Origin of the sequence: Pseudomonas sp. P116, assembly GCF_020149425.1 — a bacterium.
Lineage (GTDB): Bacteria > Pseudomonadota > Gammaproteobacteria > Pseudomonadales > Pseudomonadaceae > Aquipseudomonas > Aquipseudomonas anatoliensis.
Genome location: NZ_JACVHB010000007.1, coordinates 238,647 through 262,871, shown reverse-complemented (window position 1 = coordinate 262,871; position 24,225 = coordinate 238,647). Strand labels below are relative to the sequence as shown.

Annotated in this window: 16 protein-coding genes and 1 tRNA gene; 8 read left to right on the top strand and 9 right to left on the bottom strand. The window is 56.8% G+C overall.

Annotation, left to right across the window (positions count from 1 at the left end):
- The first annotated feature begins 155 nt into the window (after positions 1-155).
- Positions 156-1,451: an OprD family porin gene (locus ICA15_RS23045; protein WP_210554742.1), complete on the top strand. Its 1,296-nt coding sequence runs from the start codon at positions 156-158 to the stop codon at positions 1,449-1,451.
- A 97-nt stretch (positions 1,452-1,548) separates the two neighbouring features.
- Positions 1,549-4,398 carry an ATP-binding protein gene (locus ICA15_RS23040; RefSeq protein WP_210554741.1) on the top strand — a complete coding sequence of 950 codons (2,850 nt, stop codon included), beginning with the start codon at positions 1,549-1,551 and terminating at the stop codon, positions 4,396-4,398.
- 28 nt (positions 4,399-4,426) lie between these two features.
- On the opposite strand, the gene ICA15_RS23035 is transcribed toward ICA15_RS23040, so the two are convergent.
- On the bottom strand, positions 4,427-4,825 hold the full coding sequence (locus ICA15_RS23035) for a hypothetical protein (protein WP_224450907.1): 399 nt from the start codon (positions 4,823-4,825) through the stop codon (positions 4,427-4,429).
- A 30-nt stretch (positions 4,826-4,855) separates the two neighbouring features.
- On the opposite strand from ICA15_RS23035, the gene ICA15_RS23030 reads away from it, so the two are divergent.
- The 6 genes from ICA15_RS23030 to ICA15_RS23005 all read left to right on the top strand — a co-directional run bounded on the left by ICA15_RS23030 (position 4,856) and on the right by ICA15_RS23005 (position 13,622).
- The gene (locus ICA15_RS23030) at positions 4,856-7,687 is read left to right on the top strand and encodes a hybrid sensor histidine kinase/response regulator (protein WP_224450906.1); all 2,832 of its coding nucleotides are present in this window, start codon (positions 4,856-4,858) and stop codon (positions 7,685-7,687) included.
- A 52-nt stretch (positions 7,688-7,739) separates the two neighbouring features.
- Positions 7,740-8,387, top strand: coding sequence for a response regulator (locus ICA15_RS23025; RefSeq protein WP_210554739.1), 648 nt, complete (start codon positions 7,740-7,742; stop codon positions 8,385-8,387).
- A gap of 119 nt (positions 8,388-8,506) precedes the next feature.
- Entirely contained in the window at positions 8,507-9,109 is a 603-nt protein-coding gene (locus ICA15_RS23020) for a fimbrial protein (protein WP_210554738.1), read from the top strand.
- A gap of 71 nt (positions 9,110-9,180) precedes the next feature.
- Positions 9,181-9,918 carry a molecular chaperone gene (locus tag ICA15_RS23015; RefSeq protein WP_210554737.1) on the top strand — a complete coding sequence of 246 codons (738 nt, stop codon included), beginning with the start codon at positions 9,181-9,183 and terminating at the stop codon, positions 9,916-9,918.
- Between the two features lie 88 nt (positions 9,919-10,006).
- On the top strand, positions 10,007-12,577 hold the full coding sequence (locus ICA15_RS23010; protein WP_210554736.1) for a fimbria/pilus outer membrane usher protein: 2,571 nt from the start codon (positions 10,007-10,009) through the stop codon (positions 12,575-12,577).
- 100 nt (positions 12,578-12,677) lie between these two features.
- The gene (locus ICA15_RS23005) at positions 12,678-13,622 is read left to right on the top strand and encodes a fimbrial protein (protein ID WP_210554735.1); all 945 of its coding nucleotides are present in this window, start codon (positions 12,678-12,680) and stop codon (positions 13,620-13,622) included.
- Between the two features lie 168 nt (positions 13,623-13,790).
- Here the strand turns inward: ICA15_RS23005 and ICA15_RS23000 are convergent, their stop codons facing one another.
- From ICA15_RS23000 to fdnG, 8 genes are all read right to left on the bottom strand, one after another.
- On the bottom strand, positions 13,791-14,753 hold the full coding sequence (locus ICA15_RS23000; protein ID WP_210554734.1) for a fimbrial protein: 963 nt from the start codon (positions 14,751-14,753) through the stop codon (positions 13,791-13,793).
- A 176-nt stretch (positions 14,754-14,929) separates the two neighbouring features.
- A tRNA-Sec gene (locus tag ICA15_RS22995) sits at positions 14,930-15,025 on the bottom strand.
- Between the two features lie 6 nt (positions 15,026-15,031).
- A complete protein-coding gene (selB, locus tag ICA15_RS22990; protein ID WP_210554808.1) occupies positions 15,032-16,948 on the bottom strand; it encodes a selenocysteine-specific translation elongation factor in 1,917 nt (638 codons plus the stop codon).
- Positions 16,945-18,357: an L-seryl-tRNA(Sec) selenium transferase gene (gene selA / locus ICA15_RS22985; protein WP_210554733.1), complete on the bottom strand. Its 1,413-nt coding sequence runs from the start codon at positions 18,355-18,357 to the stop codon at positions 16,945-16,947. Before selA ends, selB begins: the two co-directional genes overlap by 4 nt.
- A gap of 48 nt (positions 18,358-18,405) precedes the next feature.
- On the bottom strand, positions 18,406-19,332 hold the full coding sequence (gene fdhE, locus ICA15_RS22980) for a formate dehydrogenase accessory protein FdhE (protein WP_210554732.1): 927 nt from the start codon (positions 19,330-19,332) through the stop codon (positions 18,406-18,408).
- A 3-nt stretch (positions 19,333-19,335) separates the two neighbouring features.
- Positions 19,336-20,001, bottom strand: a complete 666-nt coding sequence (locus tag ICA15_RS22975) for a formate dehydrogenase subunit gamma (RefSeq protein WP_210554731.1) — start codon at positions 19,999-20,001, stop codon at positions 19,336-19,338.
- Positions 19,998-20,933 (bottom strand): formate dehydrogenase subunit beta, encoded by a 936-nt coding sequence (fdxH, locus tag ICA15_RS22970; protein ID WP_150615687.1) that lies wholly within the window; start codon positions 20,931-20,933, stop codon positions 19,998-20,000. The genes ICA15_RS22975 and fdxH overlap by 4 nt, the downstream gene beginning before the upstream one ends.
- Positions 20,934-23,999, bottom strand: a complete 3,066-nt coding sequence (gene fdnG, locus ICA15_RS22965) for a formate dehydrogenase-N subunit alpha (protein ID WP_210554730.1) — start codon at positions 23,997-23,999, stop codon at positions 20,934-20,936.
- Positions 24,000-24,225 lie beyond the last annotated feature (226 nt).

Genomic DNA, 24,225 nt, shown 5'->3' with positions numbered 1-24,225 from the left:
TCTTTTGATCTTTCTTTTTTTGCAATCAAAATCAAAAGATCGCAGCGTGCCGCAGCTCCTACAAGGTTTTGTGTTCCGCACAGCACATCGCCTCAATCCCTTCGCTCAAAGTCCCTTGATCATCAGCGTCAACCCTTGAATGTTGGCCACCGACCATGATTGATCGCGCACTTACGCGTATGACGCTACTTATGCTGTTATGCGGCCTGACACAAACAGCGGCAGCGGACGGTTTTTTCGACGATTCCAAATCTGAAGTGCTCAGCCGCAACTTCTACCTGAGCAACGACTACCGCTCGCCCTCACCTACCGGGAAAAACTATAAACAGGAATGGGCTCAAGGGTTTATCGGCACTTTCTCATCTGGTTTCACACCCGGTACCATTGGACTCGGCGTCGATGCACACGCATTTTTCGGACTGAAACTCGATGGCGGCAAGGGCCATTCTGGCACGGGGTTGTTGCCGGTCGACAGCGATGGCCGCAGCGAAAACGACTACTCCAGCGCCGGCGGCGCCCTCAAGTTGAAGGCTTCGCGCACCACCCTGGCGTTCGGCGAAATGACCGTCGAAACCCCTGTATTCGACACCTCCGATAAACGCCTGCAACCGGAATACGCCACAGGGTTTCTGCTCAGCAGCCGGGAGATCGACAACGTCAATCTACAGGCCGGGCATTTCACGGCATTCAAGAATCAGGATGGTTCTAGCGGAAAAGATGATTTTTACGGGTACGGTGCCAGCACAGAATCCGGCGCCATCAGCTTTGTCGGTGCCGATCTGTTTGCTGATAGTCCGCTGGGCGGCGCGCTGTATGCCTCCGAGCTGACCGACACCTGGCATCAGTACTACGGCAACCTGCATTTCAAGCAACCCGGCCTGTTGCTCGACGCCAACCTCTACCACACCCGCGACACCGGGCAGGCGCTGGCCGGGACAATCGACAACACCGCGTTCAGCCTTTCGAGCAAATACACCCTCGGCCCGCATGCAGTAATGCTCGGCTGGCAGCGGATCAATGGCAACACACCGTTCGATTTCGTCGGCGGCGACTCGATCTACCTAGCCAACTCGATCAAATACGCCGACTTCAACGGTGCCGGTGAACGTTCGTGGCAAGCACGCTACGACCTCGACCTCGGCGCCTTTGGCATTCCCGGCCTCAAGTTCATGACCCGCTACGTCTCCGGCAGCCACATCGATGGCACCCATGCGCCCAAGGGTGGTGCCTACAATCCGTTTGATGCCGATAGCGGCGAATACCAGCCGCAGCAAGGCGATGGCGGTAAACACTGGGAGCGCGACATTGATTTGAAATACATCGTGCAGTCGGGTGCGGCGAAGGATTTGTCGGTGCAGGTATCGCATGTTTCACACCGGGCCAATGAAGCTCAAGCGGGGGATGATATTGATCGGATCTATGTGGTGGTTCAGTACCCGATGGGCTTCTGAAACGGGTGACCGACAATGTGGGTGAAGAGGCTCACAAAAACGCCACTTTAAGAATCGTCTTATGCCCCGCGGATGACACAGTCCTTACAGTGGGGTAATGAGACTCAAAAGTTACCTGCATCAGATCAACCCGTTCTTATCCAGTCCCGAAGCAGCCCGCCGGCTGCTTCGTCTGTTTGCGCTGGTCCTGATGGCCGGGATCCTCAGCGCTTCGTACAACTTCTTGCGCTCCACCCTCGCCAACGATATTTCCCAGCGCCGCAGCTATATGAGCAGCGCGGTAGCAGAGGCGCAGACATTTTTTACCAGCCGCGAGTCCTTGCTTGAGAGCTTGGGGCTTTCAGCCGTATGCAAGCCGATGATGGCCACCCCACTCTCCTACTCGCCGTCGATTGAGGACCATTCTGTTCAATTGGGCATTTCCGGCGGAGCTCAGTGGACCCTCTGGCTGACACGCAGAATGCTCGATTACATGCAGCGTAATCAGCTGAATCTGATTTATGTTTCCGCCGAAGCGAATCCTCAGGTGAATCGCCTGTATACCGCCAGTGCGAATCTTCCGCGGCTTCCCCGGTCGATCCTGGATCAACTGTCCGCATTGAATGACCAATTGCCGGAACGGGATCAGGAGTTGTGGTTGACTGACCAAGCGGCAAGCGCTTCGCAGTTGTACATCTTCATCCGTCTGGATGATGGCGTGAAAGACTCAGGCTGGCTCGGTCTGGAAATGGAGGGTGCAGAAATCTCCGCAGCCCTGAACGATCAAAGCGCCGGCACGTTCATGATGCTCAACTCCCAAGGTTCTCTGCTGTTTGCCAACACCCCTGCGCACCGACTCGGCGAGACGTTGAGCCGATCGCATGAGAACAACTACTTCGGTTTTGTGGGCAGCGGCTGGCTTCCCGATCATCTGGTGATCCGCAAGCAGTTGAAATCCACGGACTGGCAATTGGTGTACTCGTTCGACTTGCTGGATCTGCTGAAGGCTTTATTGCCGCAACTGATCGCGACATTGGCGTTCTGCCTGGCAAGCATGGTTTTGATCTGGCTATTGATTCGTCGGGTCGAGCACAGGTTTATTACACCGGCACTCAACCGTTTGCAGGCACTGATCGAGAGTGAAGCATTCAGCCGTGACGTGATTCAAACCGCGCCCGTCGCACTTTGCGTATTGCGGCGCACTGACGGCCAGGTGATGCTCGAAAACACCTTGTCCGAGCGTTGGCTGGGCAGTGGTGTTGAGCGCGAAATGCTCTGCAAAAGCTGGATCGAGCAAGCGTTTGATGCGACGCAACCCATTCGCAGTGACTATTTTTCCACAGCCGACGGACGCCACCTTTATTTGAGCAGCGCACCGACTCGCTACAAAAGTGAAGACGTGTTGTTCTGCGCATTCAGCGATATCAGTGCGCGCAAGCAAGTCGAGGCGGCGCTTGAAGAGGCGCGGCGATTGGCTGACGCGGCGAATGAAGCCAAAACCTTGTTTCTGGCAACCATGAGCCACGAAATCCGTACCCCACTGTATGGCGTGTTGGGAACACTGGAACTCTTGGGCCGGACTCGGCTGGACACCCAACAGAAAGGGTATTTGCGTGCCATCGAAGGTTCATCCGCGACCTTGTTGCAATTGATCTGCGATGTCCTGGACGTATCGAAGATCGAGGCAGGTCAACTGGCCCTCGAACTGCACGAGTTTGCCCCGACGGAATTGGTATACGAGGCCATTCAGGCTTACGCGGCGGCGGCGCAGCGAAAAGGCGTCCGGTTGTATGCGTGCATGGATCCACAAATGCCCGAGCGATTGATTGGCGACGTCACACGTATCCGGCAGATTTTGAATAATCTGCTGAGCAACGCAGTCAAGTTCACTGATTCAGGGCGGGTGGTTTTGCGGGTCAGGCTACTCGACTGTGCTGACGAACAAGCACAGGTGGCGTGGCAAGTGACAGACACCGGCCGAGGTATTTCCCGGGATGACCAGGCCCATATTTTCGAGCCGTTCTATCAGACTGAAGGCAATACCAATGTCGTCGCCGGAACCGGTTTGGGCCTGCCGATCTGCAAACGCCTGACGCAGCTGATGAAAGGCACACTGCGTATGGTAAGTGAAAAGGGACTGGGCAGCAGTTTTACGCTGACGTTGCCACTCGACATCGTCACCCGATCGTTGCCGGCAACGAATAGTTTGCTTCCGAACACAATCTATGTGGCGTCTGCGGTGCGAGAGTTGAACGAGTCCATCGCGGGCTGGTTGCGTCGGTGGGGGGCACGGGCTCAGGTGGCGCCCCTTGGAAACACCACAGCGGCAAGTGGCAGCCTGTTGATCGAGCTGCATGCGGGTGATGTTGAAAAACGCCTGGTGCCGAATTGGTGCGGTCCACTTATAATCGCCACCGCCAACCTGCGCAATACGCCTGCATCGCAGCCCGAATGCCGGTACGTCAATGTCAGCCACCTGTATGCCATTCACCAGGCTGTCAGCCAGGCACAAGGCCTGTGGGTCGACCAGACCACACAAAGCTTGACGACCAGCGCTTTGAAAAAACTCAATCTGCATCTCTTGGTTGCTGAAGACAATGACATCAACCAGCTGATTCTTCGTGATCAACTCGAAGAATTAGGTTGCTCGGTGGAGTTGGCCTGCAACGGTGAAGAAGCTTTGGCACTCTGGAAAGCCGGCACCTTCGATGTTGTGCTCAGTGATGTAAATATGCCGAAACTCAACGGCTACGAGTTGGCAAAAGAATTACGACGTCTAGGCTATGTACAACCCATCATCGGCGCGACGGCCAATGCCATGCGCGGCGAAGAAGCGTTGTGCCTTGAAGCAGGAATGGACCACTGCTTGGTCAAGCCGTTTGCATTGCGAGCGCTGTTCAATTGCTTGCTGCCCTATGGTCGGACAGCCCCGCAAAACGCTACGGTGCAGCCGGTCTCAAGCCAATGAAAAAAGGAGCTTAGAGACAAGATGCCCTTCAACGAGGCACCTGCATGCCCTTTGGAAATGACCGAACATGAAACACAATCCCTCCTTGCTTGAAAACCTTTCCCGAAGCTCCATGCGCCTGAACAAAGTGCTGCTGGTGTTGTTGGGCATTGCCATCCTGTTGGTGGGATTCAGCTATTGGGCTTTCCAGCGTTTGCTCAGGGAGCAAAACGACACCGTGCGATTTCACTTTGCTCGCTTGATGGAGAATGTGCAGCGGCATGAAGCGTTTCTGCGTGAAGTAGCGCAGCAAAGTGTAAGAGGGGAAATGTTCTACAAGGGTTTGAATGCGCGTTATAGCGCCAGACAGCTGCCAACCGAAGGCCCGAATATTTACGAAGGTTATGAGTTCCCCTATTCCGTTCCTTTCGGCCTGAGTTTCAACCATCAAAAACTCAAGGAAAGTGAACTGCCTAAAGTGTTCACCCTCGGCGTCCACCTTTCGAGTCTTTACAGCGCCTTTTGGTCGACGTCGCACTATCAATCGCCGCAAATCTTCTTGTACAACGACAATGACAACTTCGACATCACCGTTCCATCCAACGGCGTTCTGCACGCCGGCACAAAAGAAAGTGAGGAACCGCTTAATACGATCGTCGCGCGCGTGGCCCGACACCTCAAAGTGAAGAACAACGGACTCGCCGATGGTCGGGTGCACTGGGAAGCCTACAACGTGCCCGACGATTACCCGCGCTCAACCGAAATGCTCGCCTATATCAATATTCAGCTTGATCCCAACGAACGGAAAATCAATGGGACCAGTGAGTCGAGCGTGGTGGCGTCGCTATTGAACATGAACCAGGTCAATGATGTTGAACGCATCATGGAATGGTCGATTTACGACAGTTTCACGTTGATAACCCCCGACGGTCGTGCGGTCATCGGTTCCATCAATTCCGATCGAACACTGCATGAAGGTCTGAACATCAATCGCAATGGCATGGTGTTCAAGGTCGTGGCTAAAACGGAGCAACCCTGGACAGCCATTTATACCATCAGCTTCAAGAGTTACTTCGGGCAACTGATGTGGCCGTTGGTTGGCCTGCTGATGTTGTTACTGGGCGGGGCGGGTATCAGTTGGATGATCAGTCGCTGGTACAGGATTCGCGTCGTTCAGCCAGCCGAAAAAGCGCATCAAAGCATCGCCGAAAGCGAAGCGTTCAGCCGTGCGGTGATCGATACCGCCCCCACCGGATTGTGTGTGGTGCGGCGCACCGATTTCAAAGTGCTGCTGGAAAACCAGCGTGCCCAGCAGTGGCAAGGCACCGCAAAACTGGTAGCGGTGCTGGACCGCCATCACGATCTGGCCGATGTCGGTGAAACGCGCCTGGACATCGAAGGCCGGCACTTACATGTCGGCTTTATTTCGACCCGTTATCAAGGGCAGGACGTACTACTTTGCGCGTTCAATGACATCACGCGCCACGTCCAGGATGCCTTGGCCCTGGAAAAGGCTCGGCGAACGGCCGATTTGGCGAACCAGGCCAAGACCCGGTTCCTGGCGACAATGAGCCACGAAATCCGCACCCCGCTCTACGGCGTTCTGGGCACGCTTGAGTTACTTGGCATGACCAGCCTGAGCGCACGTCAAGAGGACTATCTACAGACCATTCAACGCTCATCGACCACATTGTTTCAGTTGATCAGCGATGTGCTGGACGTTTCCAAGATCGAATCCGGACAAATGCTGATCGAGTCCATCGGTTTTTGCCCCCTGCAACTGATCGAGGACACGCTGCATACGTATGCCGCATTCGCCCAGCGCAAGGGGCTGCTGCTCTGTGCGTGCACCGATCCCGCCCTGCCCAATCGGTTGCAGGGTGACCCGGTGCGCATCCGTCAGATCCTCAACAATCTGGTGAGCAACGCGATCAAATTCACCGACTCAGGCCGGGTTGTCCTGCGTACTCGGGTGCTGGCCAGCGACCTGGATCAAGTTTCGGTGCAATGGCAAGTAAGCGACTCCGGAATAGGTATCGCTCAGGCACAACAAACTCAGTTGTTCACGCCGTTCTTTCAAGTACGCGACGCCTCCAGCGAGGCCGGGGCCGGTTTGGGGCTGGCGATCTGTCAAAGGCTTTGCGCAATGATGAATGGCGAGTTGACCGTCATCAGTGAGCCGGGGCTTGGTAGCAGTTTTTCGCTGGACCTGAGGCTCAAGGGACTGCCCGGCGAATTGACCGATTGTATGGACATCACGCCAAGCCCGGCGACTGTCCTCGTTCGCGCCCCAGTGCCGGAACTGGCAGAGAATGTCTGCGCTTGGCTCAATCGTTTCGGACTGATGGCCCGCCCACTCAGCGATAACCTGACTGTTGAGCCTGGCGCGGTCCTGGTTGACATTCTTCCATCCTACAACGTCGCGGCCTGGCAGGGCTCGCGGATTGTCTGCCGGATAAATGGACTCAATCAGCCTGAAACGATTGCAGATACGCCAGATGTCGATTTGTACGACATCCGAGCGATCGCCCGGGCGGTCAGTCTGGTGCAAAAAGGCAAGGTGGTAGACGCGACCGAACTGGCACGCCCTGCCCAAACACCGCTTGAGTTGCGGATTCTGGTCGCCGAGGACAATCCGATCAACCAGGCGATCATCAAAGAACAACTGGAAGCACTGGGCTGTAGCGTCTGCGTTGCGGCCAATGGCGAGCAAGCGTTGGAGCAGTGGCGCGAGCGGGCTTTCGACCTGGTTTTGACTGACGTCAACATGCCCGTAATGAACGGTTATGAACTGGCCAAGGCATTGCGGAAACTGGATTTGCGCACACCTATTATTGGCGTCACGGCTAATGCAATGCGTGAAGAAGGCACCCGCTGCCTTGAGGTCGGGATGAATGCCTGGATTGTAAAACCGTTGAGCCTCAAAACATTGCGCGAACAATTGCTTGGATTTTGCTCGTTACCGGTTGAAGCCGTGTCAGTCAGTGAAGTCTCGACTTCTGTTCACCCCGAATCTTTTGATGACAACGTGGTGCTTTCGCCGCGAATGCGCAACATCTTTTCCGTGACAATGCGCGAGGACCTGGCACGACTCAACTCAGCCCTGGACAGCCTTGACATGCTGGCTGTGGCACAAAGGCTTCACAGCATTGCAGGTGCCATGGGCGCCGTACAGGCAGGCGAGTTGGCTCATGCTTGCACTGAGTTGGAGTGCCGACTGTCATCAGGCGCAGTCACCGCGACATTGCTGGCTGATGTCCGGCAAATGGTGCGGCGCATCCAGAACCTGCTCGACAAGGTTTCCCCTTGAACGACTTACATGCAGTTCACTCATCGATACACGCGTCCACGGGTTGGTTTTCATGAAAAAGTTGAACGTAGTCATTGCTGACGATCACCCGATTGTTCTGCTCGGAGTGCGCGAACTGGTTGAACGCGATAGTCGCTTTTGCGTAGTAGGTGAAGCCATCTGCTCACAAGGTCTGATCGATCTGCTCAACCTGCATTCGGTAGACATTGTCATTACCGACTACAACATGCCCGCCGACTCGCCCTATGGCGATGGCCTGAAGCTGGTTGAATATCTGCAGCGACACTTCCCTGCGGTACAGGTGCTGGTACTGACCATGCTGTCCAATCAACTGATACTCACGCGTTTGCATGAGTTGGGTGTGGCCGGTGTGATTCAAAAGAGTCAATTGCACAATGAGATTCAATTGGCCCTCGAAACCATTGCCCGCAAAGGCCAATACCTCAGCCAGCAACCCGTACCGCAATCTGTCATCAAATCCAACGCCGATATCCAACAGCGATTTTCAACCCTGTCGCCAAAGGAGTTCGAGATTCTGCGGCTGTTTGTGTCTGGAAAAAGCGTCAGTGATATCGCCCGCAGTCAAAACCGCAGTACCAAAACAGTCAGCGCGCAGAAGATATCGGCCATGCGTAAACTGGAAGTTTCTAGCGATCAGGACTTGTTGGCTTATTGTCACGCACTCAATGTTTTTAACTAACAGGGATTAAACGGCCACGACTATTAAGATTCGTCTGATGTCCTCGAAAGTGCTCGCTGACTATCTTGCTCATGCAATTTCATTCAGCACATTTCACTTTCATATAAATGGACACAACGATGAAAAACTTCTCAATCGCCCTTCTCGCTGCCGCCATACTGGGTGCTTCGTGCAACGCGCTCGCAGAAGATCCAGTAAAACCAACACAGGGTGGCAGCGGCCAAATCAGCTTTACTGGCGTAATCAACAACGATGCCTGCTCCGTCGACGGCAGCGATGCCAATCGAGTGATCGCTGTCAATATGGGCGATGTTTCGATCAAAGACATGGGCACTGCTGCTAACCCGGCTGGCGGGCGTGTCGCCGGTAACCACTTCAACCTCAACGTCAACTGCAACAAAGGCACCAAAGTCGCGATGATCTTCGATCCGAGCAGCGGCGGCTCTGGTTTTGTCCCTGACGACAAAAAATTGCTGGCACTGACCCCTGGCAACGGCACGGCAACCAACGTCGGTATCGCGTTGCTGGACAGTAACGGCGTGCAAATCAACCTGAGCAACAGAAACGATGCTCGTATCGAAGCCGGCATGCATGGTGCTGGTGAATTCGGTGGCGACAGCACACTGAGCTTTTCTGCCGCCTACGTCACCACAGGCGTGGAAGGCAGCGCTACTGCCGGTCGTGGCGATGCCACCCTGCCCTTCATTCTCGAATACAACTAAGTCCTTGGCGCCTGCCTGAATTCGTGCGAGGCCTCGGCCTCGCCTTTTATCTTGAAACAGCGGTAACCACTATGTTGCGTCAATTCATTTTCGCCTTCCTGGCACTGCTAGTGAGTGCGCAGGCACTGGGCAGTATTTCCTTGAGTGCCACGCGTGTGGTGTTTGATGGGGCTCATAAAGAAGCCAACATCACCGTGCGCAACGGCAACCAGGACGCACTCATTCAATCCTGGATCGACCGGGAAGACACCAGTGATAAAGCGACTCCGTTCGCAGTCACACCGCCATTGGCCCGTGTATTTGCCAAAGAACAACAACTTCTTCGCATTCTTTACGAAGGCCAAGGGATGCCGACCGATAAAGAATCGGTGGTCTGGCTTAATGTCCAAGAGATTCCACAGGCGTCCAAAACCGCCAATACCTTGCAACTGGCCGTGCGCCAACGGATCAAAGTTTTTTTCCGTCCCCCTGGCCTGCCCGGCGATCCCATACTGGCGCCGATCCAATTGCAGTGGCAAGTCACACAAGAAAACGGCAATGCCGTTCTTATTGTAAAAAACCCCAGCGCGTACCACGTATCAATGGCCGATCTGACACTTCGCGATTCGAAAGGAAGTGAACTTCCATTGGACTCGAAGATGGTCGCGCCGGGAACAGAAGCCAGGTTTTCGCTGAGCCGCTTCCCATCCGGCAGTCCCCCGGTGAGCCTGACGTTTTCCAGCATCAATGACTACGGGGCGATGAGTCATTACCAGGCGTCGCTGATCAACGGCCAAGCCGTCAAAGCCGAACCGACTGAATCCAAGTAACAAGTCCTTGCGCAAGCACCTTCAAACCAGGTGCTCGCTTGCGCTCGGCCAGCGATTGAGTTGTGAGCGCCGATACAGGTTTTATTGCATGCCATTTTCCACTCTAAACAAAATCGGAAGTTGTTCAGGGAAGCCCGCGTGCAATTCATATGCTCTCAAGGCATTTGATTCGACAGCATTCAATGCGCTGGCATTGGCCATTTTCATTGGCCTGCCCACTCTCGTGCTGGGTGCAGATGAAGATTTGCAACTGGACGATTACAACACCACGTTCCTGCAAGGTGCGCAGTCCAACGTCGACCTCAAGCTGCTATTGGCAGCCGACAGCGTGCTGCCTGGCAATTATCGGGTCGATCTTTACAGCAATGAAGTGCTGGTCGGTCGGCGCGATATCGACTTTATGCGCAACGCGATCAATGGTCGGGTTGAACCGTGCCTGACGTTTGATCTGCTCAAACAACTGGGCATCGATCTGAATAAACTTCAGGCGCAGGGCACGTTTACCCCGGACGACCCGCAAGCCTGCTATGACTTGCCCGGCATGATTGATCAGGCCAGCGTGCGTTACGACGCGAGTCACCTGCGCCTGGCCGTCAGCGTGCCGCAGATGTCGATGGAGAAAGGCCTTCGCGGCTATGTCGCTCCCGAGTTGTGGGACGAAGGCGTGTCGGCGGCGTTCATCAACTACCAACTCAACACCAATCGCAATGCTGGCGATTACGGCGTCAAGATTTCCAACAACCTGGGGCTGCGCAACGGCATCAACCTCGCTGGCTGGCGCCTGCGCAATGAATCCAACTTCAGCACCGGCACCGGACGCCCGAATACTTTCACCAGCAATCGCACCTACCTGCAGCATGACGTCACCGCGATCAAGGGCCAGTTCAGCGCAGGCGATATCTTTTCTGATCCGGATCTGTTCGACAGCGTGCGCTATCGCGGCCTGAAACTGGCGTCAGACGAAGGCATGCGTGCTGACAGCGAACGCGGCTATGCCCCCGTGATTCGGGGTGTAGCGCAGACGAGTGCGAAGGTGGAAATCCGCCAGAACGACTACATCCTTTACACAAGTAACGTGCCGCCGGGGCCGTTCGAGATCAGCGACATTTACCCCAGTGGTTCCAACGGTGATCTGGAAATCACCGTCATCGAAGCTGACGGTACACGTCACGTCACCCGCCAGGCGTTCTCCGCGCTACCGATCATGGTGCGTGAAGGTCAATTGAAGTACAGCGTCTCGGCCGGTGAATACAGCAGCCACGCCGAGGGTGAGAAAAACCCGCAACTGGTCAGTGGCACACTGGCGTACGGCCTCACCAGCAATTTGACCGGCATAGCCGGTGTCCAGGTCAGTGATGGCTACAAAGCGCTGGGATTGGGTATGGGCAAAAACACCTCCTTAGGCGCGGTTTCACTGGATATGACCCACTCCACCAGCGAGGTTGGCGGGGTATCCACCCAAGGTGACAGCGTGCGTGCCCTCTATGCGAAAACGTTCACGGGCACCAACACCAGCTTCACCCTGGCGGCCTACCGCTATTCAACCGAGGGTTTTCGTACCCTGCCCGAACACGTACAGGCCATCAGTGATGACGGCGCGCGCAACAGCGGCAGCTCGAAAACCCGCACCGACTTGACCATCAACCAGAGCCTTGGCCGGGATCAACAGCTAGGTAATCTCTATCTGACGGCGAGTGATCAACGCTATTGGAATCGTGGCGGTTCGCGAAGCTTTTCTGCGGGCTACAGCAATAACTGGGGCGACCTGAATTATAACTTCGGCGTCACGCATACCCAGGATCAGGGCTATTACGGTTCGACCAGCAATGACACCCAAATGAGCCTGTCGATCTCCTTTCCGCTGGGTAGAAAAATTCGCGCGCCCCGCGCTTTCATGACCACTACCCGTCAGAAAAACAACAGCAGCACGCAGGCCGGTATCAACGGTTATGTCTCGGAAACCGGTGATACCTTCTACTCCGTACAGGCCGGGAATAGCTCCAGTGGCGGAAATTCAGGTTCGTTCAATCTCAACACCCGCACATCAGTGGGCGACTTGAGCCTGGGCTATAGCGAGGGCCGTGGTTATAAATCACAAAGCCTTAATTCATCAGGATCGGTTGTGGCCCATGCCGGCGGCATAAACCTTGGCCAGACGGTGGGCGAAACCTTCGCCCTGGTTGAAGTGCCGGGGGTCAAGGACGCCAAAATCAGCAGCTACAGCGGTGTGACCACCGGCCGAAATGGCTATGCGGTGATCCCCAGTGCGCAACCCTATCGGGTCAACTGGATCACCCTGGACACCCGCGACCTCGGTGCCGATCTCGAAATCGACAACGCCAGCCAACAACGCGTGCCGCGCCGTGGTGCGGTGGTCAAGGCACGTTATGCCGGCAAGACCGGCCGGCGCGTGCAATTTGAACTGTTTGACGCGCAGAAACAGCCGTTACCGTTTGGCGCAGTACTTGAGGACAGCCAAGGTAAACAACTGTCGCTCAGTGATCCAAGTGGGAAAGCGCTGGCATTGATGGAGAAAGAGCAAGGCGTGATCAATATAAAATGGGGCGAAAAACAATGCCAGGCGCCTTATGTATTACCAGCGCAGGATAAAAACCGAAACTACGAGACCTACCAACTAGTTTGTCTGCCTGAGAATTAGCGTACTCCGTCAGCCAGCACCACTTAAAAAAACCCCTCAGGTATCACAACCCCGGCGAGAGCCTCTCTCAGTGGACATCAACTAACCTAAAGGATTTAGCATGCCCCTTAAAAAAATAATTATTTTATTCATTCCGCTGGCTGCATTATTTTTCTGGAATACCTCTAATGCCAACTGTCGACTCAAGGAAGGTACGGACCCTGCGCTTGTAACATTCGCAGGACGTGGAGGTTGGCAAGCTATCGAACCCGGTCTTCCTATGAATACCGTATTGTTTACCACATCTGCTTCAGTGAGCCGTTACCCGGTCGTCATATGCAGCGGCAATAGCCCTTCAGGAGTCATTCCCCGATACAGCAATCCGGCTGCAGGCGAAAGGCTATTTCGAGTGGGTACCACCGGACTTTCTTTCAGCATCGAAGGTTCGGACGGTAATCTATTGACATCCTACGGCACCACGTCCAATGGCGAAGGCATTTGGGGTTATACCCACACACGTTTTACCCTGAGAATCGTTAAAACCGGAAAAATCGACACAACTTACGTGTTGCCCAGTGGACAGATCGCTACGCAAAGTGACGGGGGCATAGCTTCATATATATTCAGAACCAACAGCGATAGCGGATTTTATGAGCGCGCTTGCCAAGTGCAACCAGTAGTGGTCGAGATGGGGAAGCGTTATATTCATGAAGTTTATGATTCGAGTGGCGAAGGCCTATCGAAAAGCTTCTCTGTCTCGATTACCGAATGCCCAAAAAGCACCAAAGGACTGACCTTTAGCCTGAAACCTCTCACTCAGGTGATAGAAGGGTACAACGGAGTTATTTCATTAAATAACGCTTCTAATGCAAAAAATATCGGCATACAAATCACTGACGATTCGGGTAAGGCTATCACTTTCGACAAGGCCTACCCTTTATCCTCAAGAGATAGCCAGGGCACCTTTATCCAAACGCTTTCCGCTAAATATATAAATCTGGGAACCGGCCCCATCAAGGCAGGAACCGCGAACTCTGAAATGATGTTCCTGATAAACTACCTGTAACTTTTGCCGCAATGATTAATGATACCTCGGCATGAAACCAGACGAGAAAAAATCGGGCTACTGCAATGCAACCCTTCGCCTACCCTCGAAAAAGAATAAACCCAGGCTCCTGCAATTGAGAAGCAAGAGTCTAGTGATTTTTCGCTGTCTTGCGTAAAGTTCAAATACTCATTGATAACTCATGACGAACGTCAGAGAAGTGTCAGCGATTCCGGCTTCTATCGATGCATCGGTTTGAATGTACGATGCACTGAAAGGGATATTGAAATCGCCTCCCGCGCGATCATATCCAGCAAAGTTGTATTCTTTTCCAATCACCACTGGCTGATCATCCCCCCGTGATACCTGCAGCCCTATACCTTTCGCGGTAGAAGATGCATCCAGTGAAATAACGCCCTTATTCGCATCAATGACTTTCGTGTTCGCCTTTATTGAATACTTGACTGATTTCAGAAAGTTGGGGCATTCGACCAATTGAATATTGAATGCAACAGGATTGGTCTTGCTCCCTATTTTCTTGAATGAACTGGTTTTGTTGTCCCGCGTCATATCGACACTGACATTAGGTGTCTTGCAGGCTCCTGCGACAATATAGACAGGGTTCGACAAATTGAACGTTGCAAACGTTTGGTCGTCACTGGATACCAATGAGGCGAGCAGTCCCGCCGGGATCACAGCCCCTTCCTTGATCGGCCCGGTTTGTACCACACGCAATTGAGGAGCCGGCGTGGGGATCTTCGCGTGTAACCATATAGACGCATCGCTAAATTGGAGGGGGACCAATGCGGCAGCGTTGCTATCAAGGAAGAACTGAAGTGCAATCCCGGTGTCTTTCAATCGGAAAAGCGAAGTGCTGAAGTTGGGCTGCGCACCAATGGCAGGATTTAATCTCAGGCCCAGGGTCTCTTTGAATGGGCATGTAATTATCATTTTGCTGCCCACGACCGGCAACGATTCAGTGTAAATCACCGGCAAACCGGTAGCATCTCTAGGTGTATTAATAAACTGCGAGCCTGGTCCGTGAGCACCATAATCTCGAATCTTGTCCAAGTCGTCGTTTAAAGCAAAGACACAATAACCCCATGCATTCGGAACGATAAACCACGCCAAAAGCGCAATCCATAACTTCATAAAAAATCCTCGATCGTAGCCGCTCGTGAGTCTTGAACAGATCACTTGACCGAGCATTTAAACCACTAATCTCAAAGGCGTGAATAAGAGCAATCTTAAATGCCACCCGCGAGCACGTGATGGCCGCCCTGCACATGAATGAGCAGCAGAAATCTCAAGGGGAACGATTCTCGAAATGGCGGAAGGCAGCCGGAGTCGAACCTGCCCGGGAACGGATGCCGTCCCCAACCGGGTTTGAAGCCCGGCCGCGCCACCGGGCGCGATTGCCTTCCTTGAACTCAGTGCGCGTCAGCGGTGGCCAGCGCGTTGTCGTAACGGATTTGGCGTGATTCGCCGCTGCGCCGGGTCAGGCCGAGGCGGTCGAAGTATTCGAGGTATTGAATTGAGCGTTTGCGTCCCAAGCCTAGCGCATCGCGGAAGGTTGTCACCTGGATCTGCGGATTTTCCTTGGCCAGTTCCAGCAACACGGCCACCATTTGCCGCAGCATCGCGTCGCTGAGAAACAGATCGCGCACCACTTGATGCATCAGCCCAAGGCGCGCGAGTTTGCGCAGCAGCAAGCGGACGACGGCGTCGTCCTGCTCAACGGCTTTGGCGATGTCGCGCACCCACGGCGGATCAAATCCGGCCAGTTCGAACAGCGGTTGCAGTAGTTGCCACAGGGTTTCGTCTTCGGCATTCAAGCGCACCTGATGATCCGGCAGGTGCAGCCACGGCCCGCTGGCGTTGATCGAACCGGCGCCGAGCAATTCCTCCAACAGACTGACGAAGATAGAACGCTCCAGCGCCAACCCGCTGAAACGCCGCAGTCGATCCCGATCCGGGCCCATCTGATCTGGCTCCAGTTCATGAAACTTCGTCAGTTGTTCCAGCAGGGTGAATTTCAACTGCCCCCAGCGCTGCACGTTGAACAGCACCGGCCCTTGGCGGGTATTGATCAGCCGGACGTTCTGCGGCAATGACCAGTCTTCGCGGGGACGATTGAACTGGCGCTCCAGCCGCTGCGGATCGAGGCCGCTGGCACTGTGATTGAGCAACACCGGCAGCACCTGCTCAAAACGTTCACTGCGCGCCAAGGCTTCAAGTTGCGCCAGCCGTTCGGGGCTGCGCCGTTGGCGGGCCGGGGCGAACGGGTCGAGCACCCGGCCGCCGCCGAGGGTGCGTTGCGCACTTTGATCACGCAGGATCAACCGATCACCGTGCACCGCGTGCACCGGCGCGTTGATCAGCAACTGCGCGAACATGCGTTCGCCGGGATTCAGGCGCGGGCCTTCGAGCAAGGCGACGCGGGCGATCACGTCTTGAGTGCCAAGGTGCAGATGCACCGGGTGGAAGTGCTCGAAGGGGCGTTCGCCGGGCAACAGTTGAAACTCGATATCGACCCGTTGTGTCGGCGCGTATAGCCACTCACTCAGCAGCCATTGGCCGCGATGGACTTGTTCCAGTGCCAGGCGATCGCCGCTGATATTCAATGCCACCCGCTGCCCGGCAAACGCATGTTCGGCGGGCTGATTCTGCGCATGCAAACCACGAACCCTTACGGCTTTGCCGGCGGGACCCAAAACCAGTTTGTCCGCCACCGCGACCAAGCCCGACAGCGCCGTACCGGTGACCACAATCCCCGCGCCGGCAACGCTGAAAGCGCGGTCGATGGCCAGACGAAAACCTCCTTCTCGACTGCGCTCAAGCACTTCGCGTTGGCTCTGCAACAGGATCTGTCGCAATTCATCAATGCCCCGCCCGCTCACGCTCGATACAGCCAAAATCGGCGCCTCGGCGAACGGCCCGGCCTCCAGCAAGTCCAGTGTCTGGCGCTGCACCTCCTCCACCCTGCCCGCCTCGACCCGATCGCACTTGGTGATCGCCACCACCGCGCGGGGAATGCCGAGCAACTGGACAATCGCCAGATGTTCGCGGGTTTGCGGCATCACGCCGTCATCCGCCGCGATTACCAGCAACACCAGATCAATGCCCTGCGCGCCGGCAAGCATGTTGTGGGTGAATTTTTCATGGCCGGGCACATCGATAAAACCGGTAAGCCCGGCACCCGGCTCCAGTTCGGCATACAGATAACCAAGGTCGATGGTCATGCCCCGTTCGCGTTCCTGCGGGCGGCGGTCGCCGGTTTGCCCGGTCAGCGCTTGCAGCAACGACGTCTTGCCGTGGTCGATGTGCCCCGCCGTGCCGATAATCATTGCGCGACCTGCAATAGCGGCAACTGCGCCAGCCATGCGGGCTCGTCGTCGAGTTGGCGCAAGTCCAGCCACAACGCGTCGTCGTCAATGCGCCCGAGCACCGGGATCGGCAAGGCACGCAGCGCGGCTTCAAGGTTAAGCAGATGACGGCCGCGTAATCGCCTGGACACTTGCGGACGCAAACACAGCGCCGCACTGGGCAAGCGCGCCACCGGTTGGCTGCCGCTGCCGATCATGCCCAGTGAATGCACGGCAGCAACACTCCAGACCTCGCCCAAAGCGTCAGCCATGGCCGGTTGCAATCGTGACGCCTGCGCAAAAATGTCGGATTGCGCACGGGTCAGCAGGCGCAGACTCGGCAATCGCTCGGCCAGTCGATCCGGATCGCGATACAGACCGAGCACTGCTTCCAGCGCCGCCAAGGTCAGCTTGTCGACACGCAATGCGCGCTTCAGCGGGTTCTTCTTGATCTTCGCGATCAGCGCTTTGCTCCCGACGATCAATCCGGCCTGCGGGCCGCCGAGCAACTTGTCACCGCTGAAGGTGACGATATCGGCGCCATCGAGCAGCGCCTGTCGCACCGTCGGTTCCGCCGGCAAACCCCAGCGCGTCAAATCCAGCAGGCTGCCGCTGCCCAGATCCTCCAACAACGGCAGCCCGTGACGATGCGCCAACTCGGCCAACTCGGCGGTCGCCACCCGAGCCGTAAAACCCTCAATGCTGTAATTGCTCGCATGCACACGCATGATCAAACCGCTGCGCGGGTTGATCGCCGCTTCATAGTCGCGGGCATGGGTGCGATTGGTGGTGCCGACCTCGTGCAGACGCACACCGGCGCGGGCCATGATGTCGGGGATGCGAAACGCGCCGCCGATCTCGATCAACTCGCCGCGCGAGATAATGCCTTCCTTGCGCGCACCTAGACTGTTGAGTGTCAGCAGCACCGCAGCGGCATTGTTGTTGACCACGGTGACGGCTTCAGCGCCGGTCAGTTCGCGGATCAGACCTTCGATCAGATCATCACGATCGCCGCGTTTACCGCTGGCCAGATCGAATTCCAGATTGAGCGGATAACGCGCCGCCATTTGCACCGCTTCAATCGCTTCTTCAGGCAATAGCGCGCGGCCAAGATTGGTGTGCAACACCGTGCCGGTCAGGTTGAACACCCGCCGAACCTGGCTGCGCTGTTGCTGTGCAAGACGTTCGCCGACCCGCCCGGCGAGCACTTCAGGACTGATTTCAATAGCGGACAACTGCCCGTTCAACACACTCGAACGCAATTCATCCAGCAGCTGTCGCAAACTCGCCAGCAACGCCTCGCGCCCATAACGCTCAGCCAGCGGCAAGCACGCCGGATGACGCAACAAACCATCAATGGAAGGTAACCGCAGGGCAACACTTGCAGACATCTGCCACTCCCGAAACGAAAGACTGTCCGGCGAGTGTAGACGCTGCGGTCATTCGTCTCCCGGCGCCAGCAGCAGATTGGGTGCCAGGCGCTGATAGCCGTCCTGCGCCAGACGCATGTCCAGCAGCAGACTGCTGAGGTCCGCCGACAAGGCCTCGGCGTCGGCATCGTTCTCCAGATAGAGCAATTTCAGATAACTGTTGCAGCCCGGACAGACTTCGGCACGCAGCGGCGCCTGATTGGCGGCGTGGCGATCGTCCTCAAAACTCAGGTAGTCGAGGCCTTTGCTCGACTCGCAATACACGCACTTGACCCGAACCACGTGCCATTCACAGGCGCACAGCGAACACACCAGATAGCGCAAGCCGTTGTGTTTACCGCGATGGCGAATGACGCCGATCATGGCCGGTGAACCACAGGCCGGGCATTGGCTGAGGCTGTCGCCGGGTTTGAGTTGCAGGTTGGGTGCGCTGAGCAGCCAGTGGCTCCACGCGGTTTGCAGCGCCGCGCCCAAAAACGGCACCAGTTGCGCCGGCACCATGGAATATTGACCGCTGACCAGCGCCACCCCCCAGCTGCGCAACTGCCCAGAATCGGCACTGCGCAAAGTGGCGATTGCATCGATTACTGCGGGTTGCTCGGGTGCTGTGTAGCACTGCAACAGAGCCTCCAGCCAGGCTTGCCAGTCATCTTCGCGGATCAAGGTATCGGCGCCGAACGGCGGCAAACCGTGTTGCTGACACAGCGCAAGCCGTTGTTGATCAACCGGTTCGGTCGACGGCGGATCACCCAGCACTTGCTGCTGAGCCCGGCACAAACCGGCGATCAAGCGCAGGTACTCGGCCAACGGATGCCCATCGGCCAATCGCTCCAGACGTTCGGCGCGCAGGCTGAAAAGGTTGTGCGGTGGCAAGTGCAGAAACGGCGGCGAACTGGCCGCCGCTTCGATTTCTCCGGGTTCAAGAATGCTTGGCAAAGGTCAGCCCTTTTTGGTGATCGGTCGCTCTGGCACGTCCGGTTGCCGCTCATCGCGGGTGATGTCGCGATACCACAGTGCGTGGTGTTTCTTCGCCCAGGCGCGGCTGACCCAACCATGCAGCATCGCGTCGACCGAGCCCTTGATCCACAGCCCGGCGTAGATGTGAATGATGATGCTGAGGATCAGCACAAACCCGGCCAGCGCATGCAGCAGCATCGACCAGCGAATCAGGGTGATGCCAAAAAACGCGCTGAACCAGGCGCGCCAGATCACCAGCCCAGTGAACAGCAACGCGAGCATGCACAGCAGTAAAGTCCAGAACAGCAGCTTTTGCCCGGCGTTGTACTTGCCAACCGGTGGCACGGATTCTTCGTCGTTGACCATGACCCGATCAATACGCCGCAGCCACTGCCGGTCGTTGGCGATAAAGAAGTTGGCACGCCAGAAATTGAACACCAGCCCGAGAAACAACACGAACATCGCCACACCCATGTACGGATGCAGAATCCGCGTCCAAGGCCCACCGCCGAACAGATGCGTCAGCCAGAACATCGATGGATGAAACAGCGCCAGCCCCGACAGCCCGGCCATGAAAAACAGAATCGCCACCAGCCAGTGATTGGTGCGCTGGTTGGCGGTGTAACGCAGGATCGTCTTGTTGCTCATGGCCGGTCCTCCCCGCGTGGGTCGAAGGTGTGCACCGCCGGATCAACGACATGCACCGAGGTGTCGGGAGCTGTCGGATGCTCATCCTCTTCAACCCGGTTCGGGCCGATGCGCACGTAGTGGAAGAACCCGGCCAGCACCGCCGCGCCCATTGCCAGCAACCCCAGCGGTTTGCTGATGCCTTTCCACAAACCCACCAGCGGACTGATGGCCGGCGCGTCGGGCAGACCGGCGTAAATCCTCGGCGTGTCGGCGTGGTGCAGCACGTACATGACGTGAGTGCCGCCGACGCCGGCCGGATCATACAAACCGGCGTTCTCGAAGCCACGGCTTTTCAGGTCGACGATGCGTTCGGCGGCGTGTTCCTTCATGTCTTCCTTGGTGCCGAAGACGATGGCGCCGGTCGGGCAGGTTTTCACGCAGGCCGGCTCCAAACCCACCGCGACTCGATCCGAACACAGGGTGCACTTGTACGCCTTGTGATCTTTTTGCGAGATACGCGGAATGTTGAACGGGCACCCGGTGATGCAATAGCCGCAACCGATGCAGTGATCCTGATCGAAGTCGACGATGCCGTTGGCGTGTTTGATGATCGCGCCGGGGCTCGGACATGCAGCGAGGCACCCCGGCTCGGCGCAGTGCATGCAGCCGTCCTTGCGGATCAGCCATTCGAGATTGCCGGCGTCGGTTTCGTGCTCGGTGAAGCGCATCAGCGTCCAGGATTCTGCGCTCAGGTCCTGCGGATTGTCGTAAGTGCCGTGGTTGTGGCCGACCTCGTCGCGCAGTTCGTTCCATTCCGAACAGGCGACCTGGCAGGCCTTGCAGCCGATGCATTTGGTGGTGTCGATCAGCTTGGCCACGGCCTCCTGATTACGCACCGAGGGCGGCACCGTGGTGGTGGCCGAGCGGGCAATGATGTCTTGGCTGGCCATTTACAGTTTCTCCACGTTGACCAGGAATGACTTGGATTCCGGGGTCTGTGTGTTGCCATCGCCGAGGAACGGCACCAGGGTGTTGGTCAGATAACCGTGACGCGTCAGGCCGGTGAAACCCCAGTGCAACGGGATGCCGATCTGATGCACCACCTGGCCGTTGACCTGCAGCGGCCGGATCCTTTTGGTCACCACCGCGACCGCTTCAATGAACCCGCGTTTGCAACTGACCCGCACCCGATCACCGGCCGCGATGCCCTTCTCTTTCGCCAGCACTTCGCCGATTTCGACGAATTGTTCAGGCTGGGCAATCGCATTCAACTTGCAGTGCTTGCTCCAGAAGTGGAAATGCTCGGTCAGGCGATAGCTGGTGCCGGCGTACGGGAAGTCCTTGGCTTCGCCAAGGGTTTCCCAGACCGAATCGAAGATCCGCGCTGCCGGGTTGCTGGTGGCCTGCTTGTTTTGCGGGTGCAGCGGGTTGATGCCGATGGGGGTTTCGAACGGCTCGTAGTGCTCGGGGAATGGCCCTTCGTTCATCTTGTCGACGGCGAAGAACCGCGCCACGCCTTCCGGGTTCATGATGAACGGATTCATCCCGGCTTCCGGCGGCACGTCGGCCTTGTAGTCCGGCACATCGGTGCCGGTCCAGACTTTGCCGTTCCACCAGACCAGACGCTTTTTCGGGTCCCACGGTTTGCCCGCAACGTCTGCGGAAGCGCGGTTGTAGAGAATCCGTCGATTGGCCGGCCAGGCCCACGCCCATCCCTGGTGTTGATGCATGCCATATGGATCGGCATTGTCGCGCCGCGCCATTTGATTACCGGCCTCGGTCCAGCTGCCGGCGAAGATCCAGCAACCGGACGCGGTGCTACCGTCGTCCTTGAGCAAACCGAACCCGGCCAGTTGCGTGCCAGCCTTGACCGTGGCGCCGGTGGCATCGGTAAAGTCTGTAACGGCGCTGCCGTTGATCTCTTTGGCCAACTCTTCCGGGGACGGTTCGTCGGCAATCTTGTACGGCCACGTCAGTTTCAGCAGTGGGTCGGGAAACTTGCCGCCCTCAGCCTGATAACGTTTGCGCAGGCGCAGGAACAGCTCGCTCATGATGCGGATGTCGGTCTGCGCTTCGCCCGGACCATCGGCGCCCTTCCAGTGCCATTGCAGCCAGCGACTGCTATTGACCAACGAGCCGTCCTCTTCGGCGAAACAGGTGGTTGGCAGGCGAATGACTTCAGTCTGGATCTCGTCGGTTTTCACATCGTTGTAGGGCCCGACGTTATGCCAGAACTCCGAAGTTTCGGTGGCCAGCGGGTCCATCACTACCAGCCATTTGAGTTTGGCCAACGCGCCCATCACGCGGTTCTTGTCGGGCAACGCCGCAATAGGGTTGAAGCCCTGGCAGAAGTAGCCGTTGACCTTGCCCTGGCTCATCAGGTCGAACATCTTCAACACGTCGTAGTTGGGGATGTCGAGTTTCGGCAAATGGTCGTAGAGCCAATTGTTCTCGGCCGTGGCGTGCGCGCCGTACCACGACTTCATGAGGCTGACGTGGAATTTGCTGTAGTTCTGCCAGTACGAGAGTTGCCCCGGCCGCAACGGCACTTGCGTGCGTTTGTGGATGTAGGTGGCGTAATCCTGCTCGGTATCGGTGCCCAGTGACAGATAGCCCGGCAGCGCATTGGAGAGCAATCCGAGGTCGGTCAGGCCCTGAATGTTCGAGTGCCCGCGCAAGGCATTCACCCCGCCGCCCGGCATGCCGACGTTGCCCAGCAACAGTTGCACCATCGCCGCACTGCGGATGATTTGCGCGCCGATCGAATGCTGGGTCCAGCCGAGCGCGTAGAGAATCGTCATGGTTTTGCCCGGTATCGAGCACGTGGCGATTTCGTCCCAGATTTTCTGCATGGCATCGACCGGCATCCCGCAGATCTGGCTCGCGAGGTCGATGGTGTAGCGGCTGTAATGCTGTTTCATCAATTGGTAGACGCAGCGCGGGTCTTGCAGGGTCGGGTCGACTCTGACGAAGCCGTCCTCGCCCATTTCGTAGCCCCAACCGGATTTGTCGGTATAGCTGCGCTTGGCCACGTCGTAGCCACTGAAGATGCCGTCCTCGAAGCCATATCCGGCTTTGACGATGAACGACACATCGGTGTAGTTGCGCACATATTCGTGCTGGATCTTGTCTTCGGTCAGCAGGTAATTGATCAAACCGCCCATGAAGGCGATGTCGGTGCCGGTGCGGATCGGCGCGTAATAGTCGGCCACCGAAGCGGTCCTGGTAAAACGCGGGTCGACCACGATCAGCCGCGCGGCGTTATGCGCCTTGGCTTCGGTCACCCATTTGAAGCCGCACGGATGCGCTTCTGCTGCGTTGCCGCCCATCACCAGGATCAGATTCGCGTTAGCGATATCGGTCCAGGTATTGGTCATGGCTCCACGGCCGTACGTCGGGGCAAGACTTGCCACCGTCGGACCGTGTCAGACACGCGCCTGGTTATCGAACCCCAATAAACCGAGGCTGCGAATCACCTTCTGGGTGATGTAGCCCGCTTCGTTGGACGCCGCCGAGGCCGCGAGGAAACCGGTGGTCAGCCAGCGATTCACCGTTTGCCCGTTGGCATTTTTCTCGATGAAATTGGCGTCGCGGTCGGTTTTCATCAGGTCGACGATGCGATCCAGCGCTTCATCCCAACTGATCCGTGTCCATTCGCTGCTGCCGGGTTTGCGCGTCTGCGGATACAGCAAACGGCCCGGGCTGTGAATGAAGTCCAGCAGGCCCGCGCCTTTTGGACAGAGGGTGCCGCGGTTGACCGGGTGGTCGGCGTCGCCCTCGATGTGGATGATATTTTGCGCGACATTCTTCCCGGCATCGCCCTGGCTGTACATGATCAAACCGCAACCGACCGAGCAATACGGGCAGGTGTTGCGGGTTTCATGGGTGTGGGCAAGCTTGAAGTGACGCACCTGCTCGGCGAAGGCAGGCGTTGGGGCCATGCCCAACGCGCCCAGGCTTGAGCCTGCAAGGCCGATACCGGCGACCTTGAAGAACTGACGACGGCTGAGATCCATCGTGCACTCCTGATCAGGTGGAACCCGGTACTGATGCCGGGCTTTATCTGGACAATCACGGTTGCGGCAACGGGTGCCAGCCTTTTCACTGTAGACAATGACCACACAGACTGTGTGAAAACCGACCGTCGGCCGTTTGTCGGGGCGCAACCGAGTCTGTGTAGGAGCTGCCGAAGGCTGCGATCTTTTGATCCGGTTTTTAAAAACAAAATCAAAAGATCGCAGC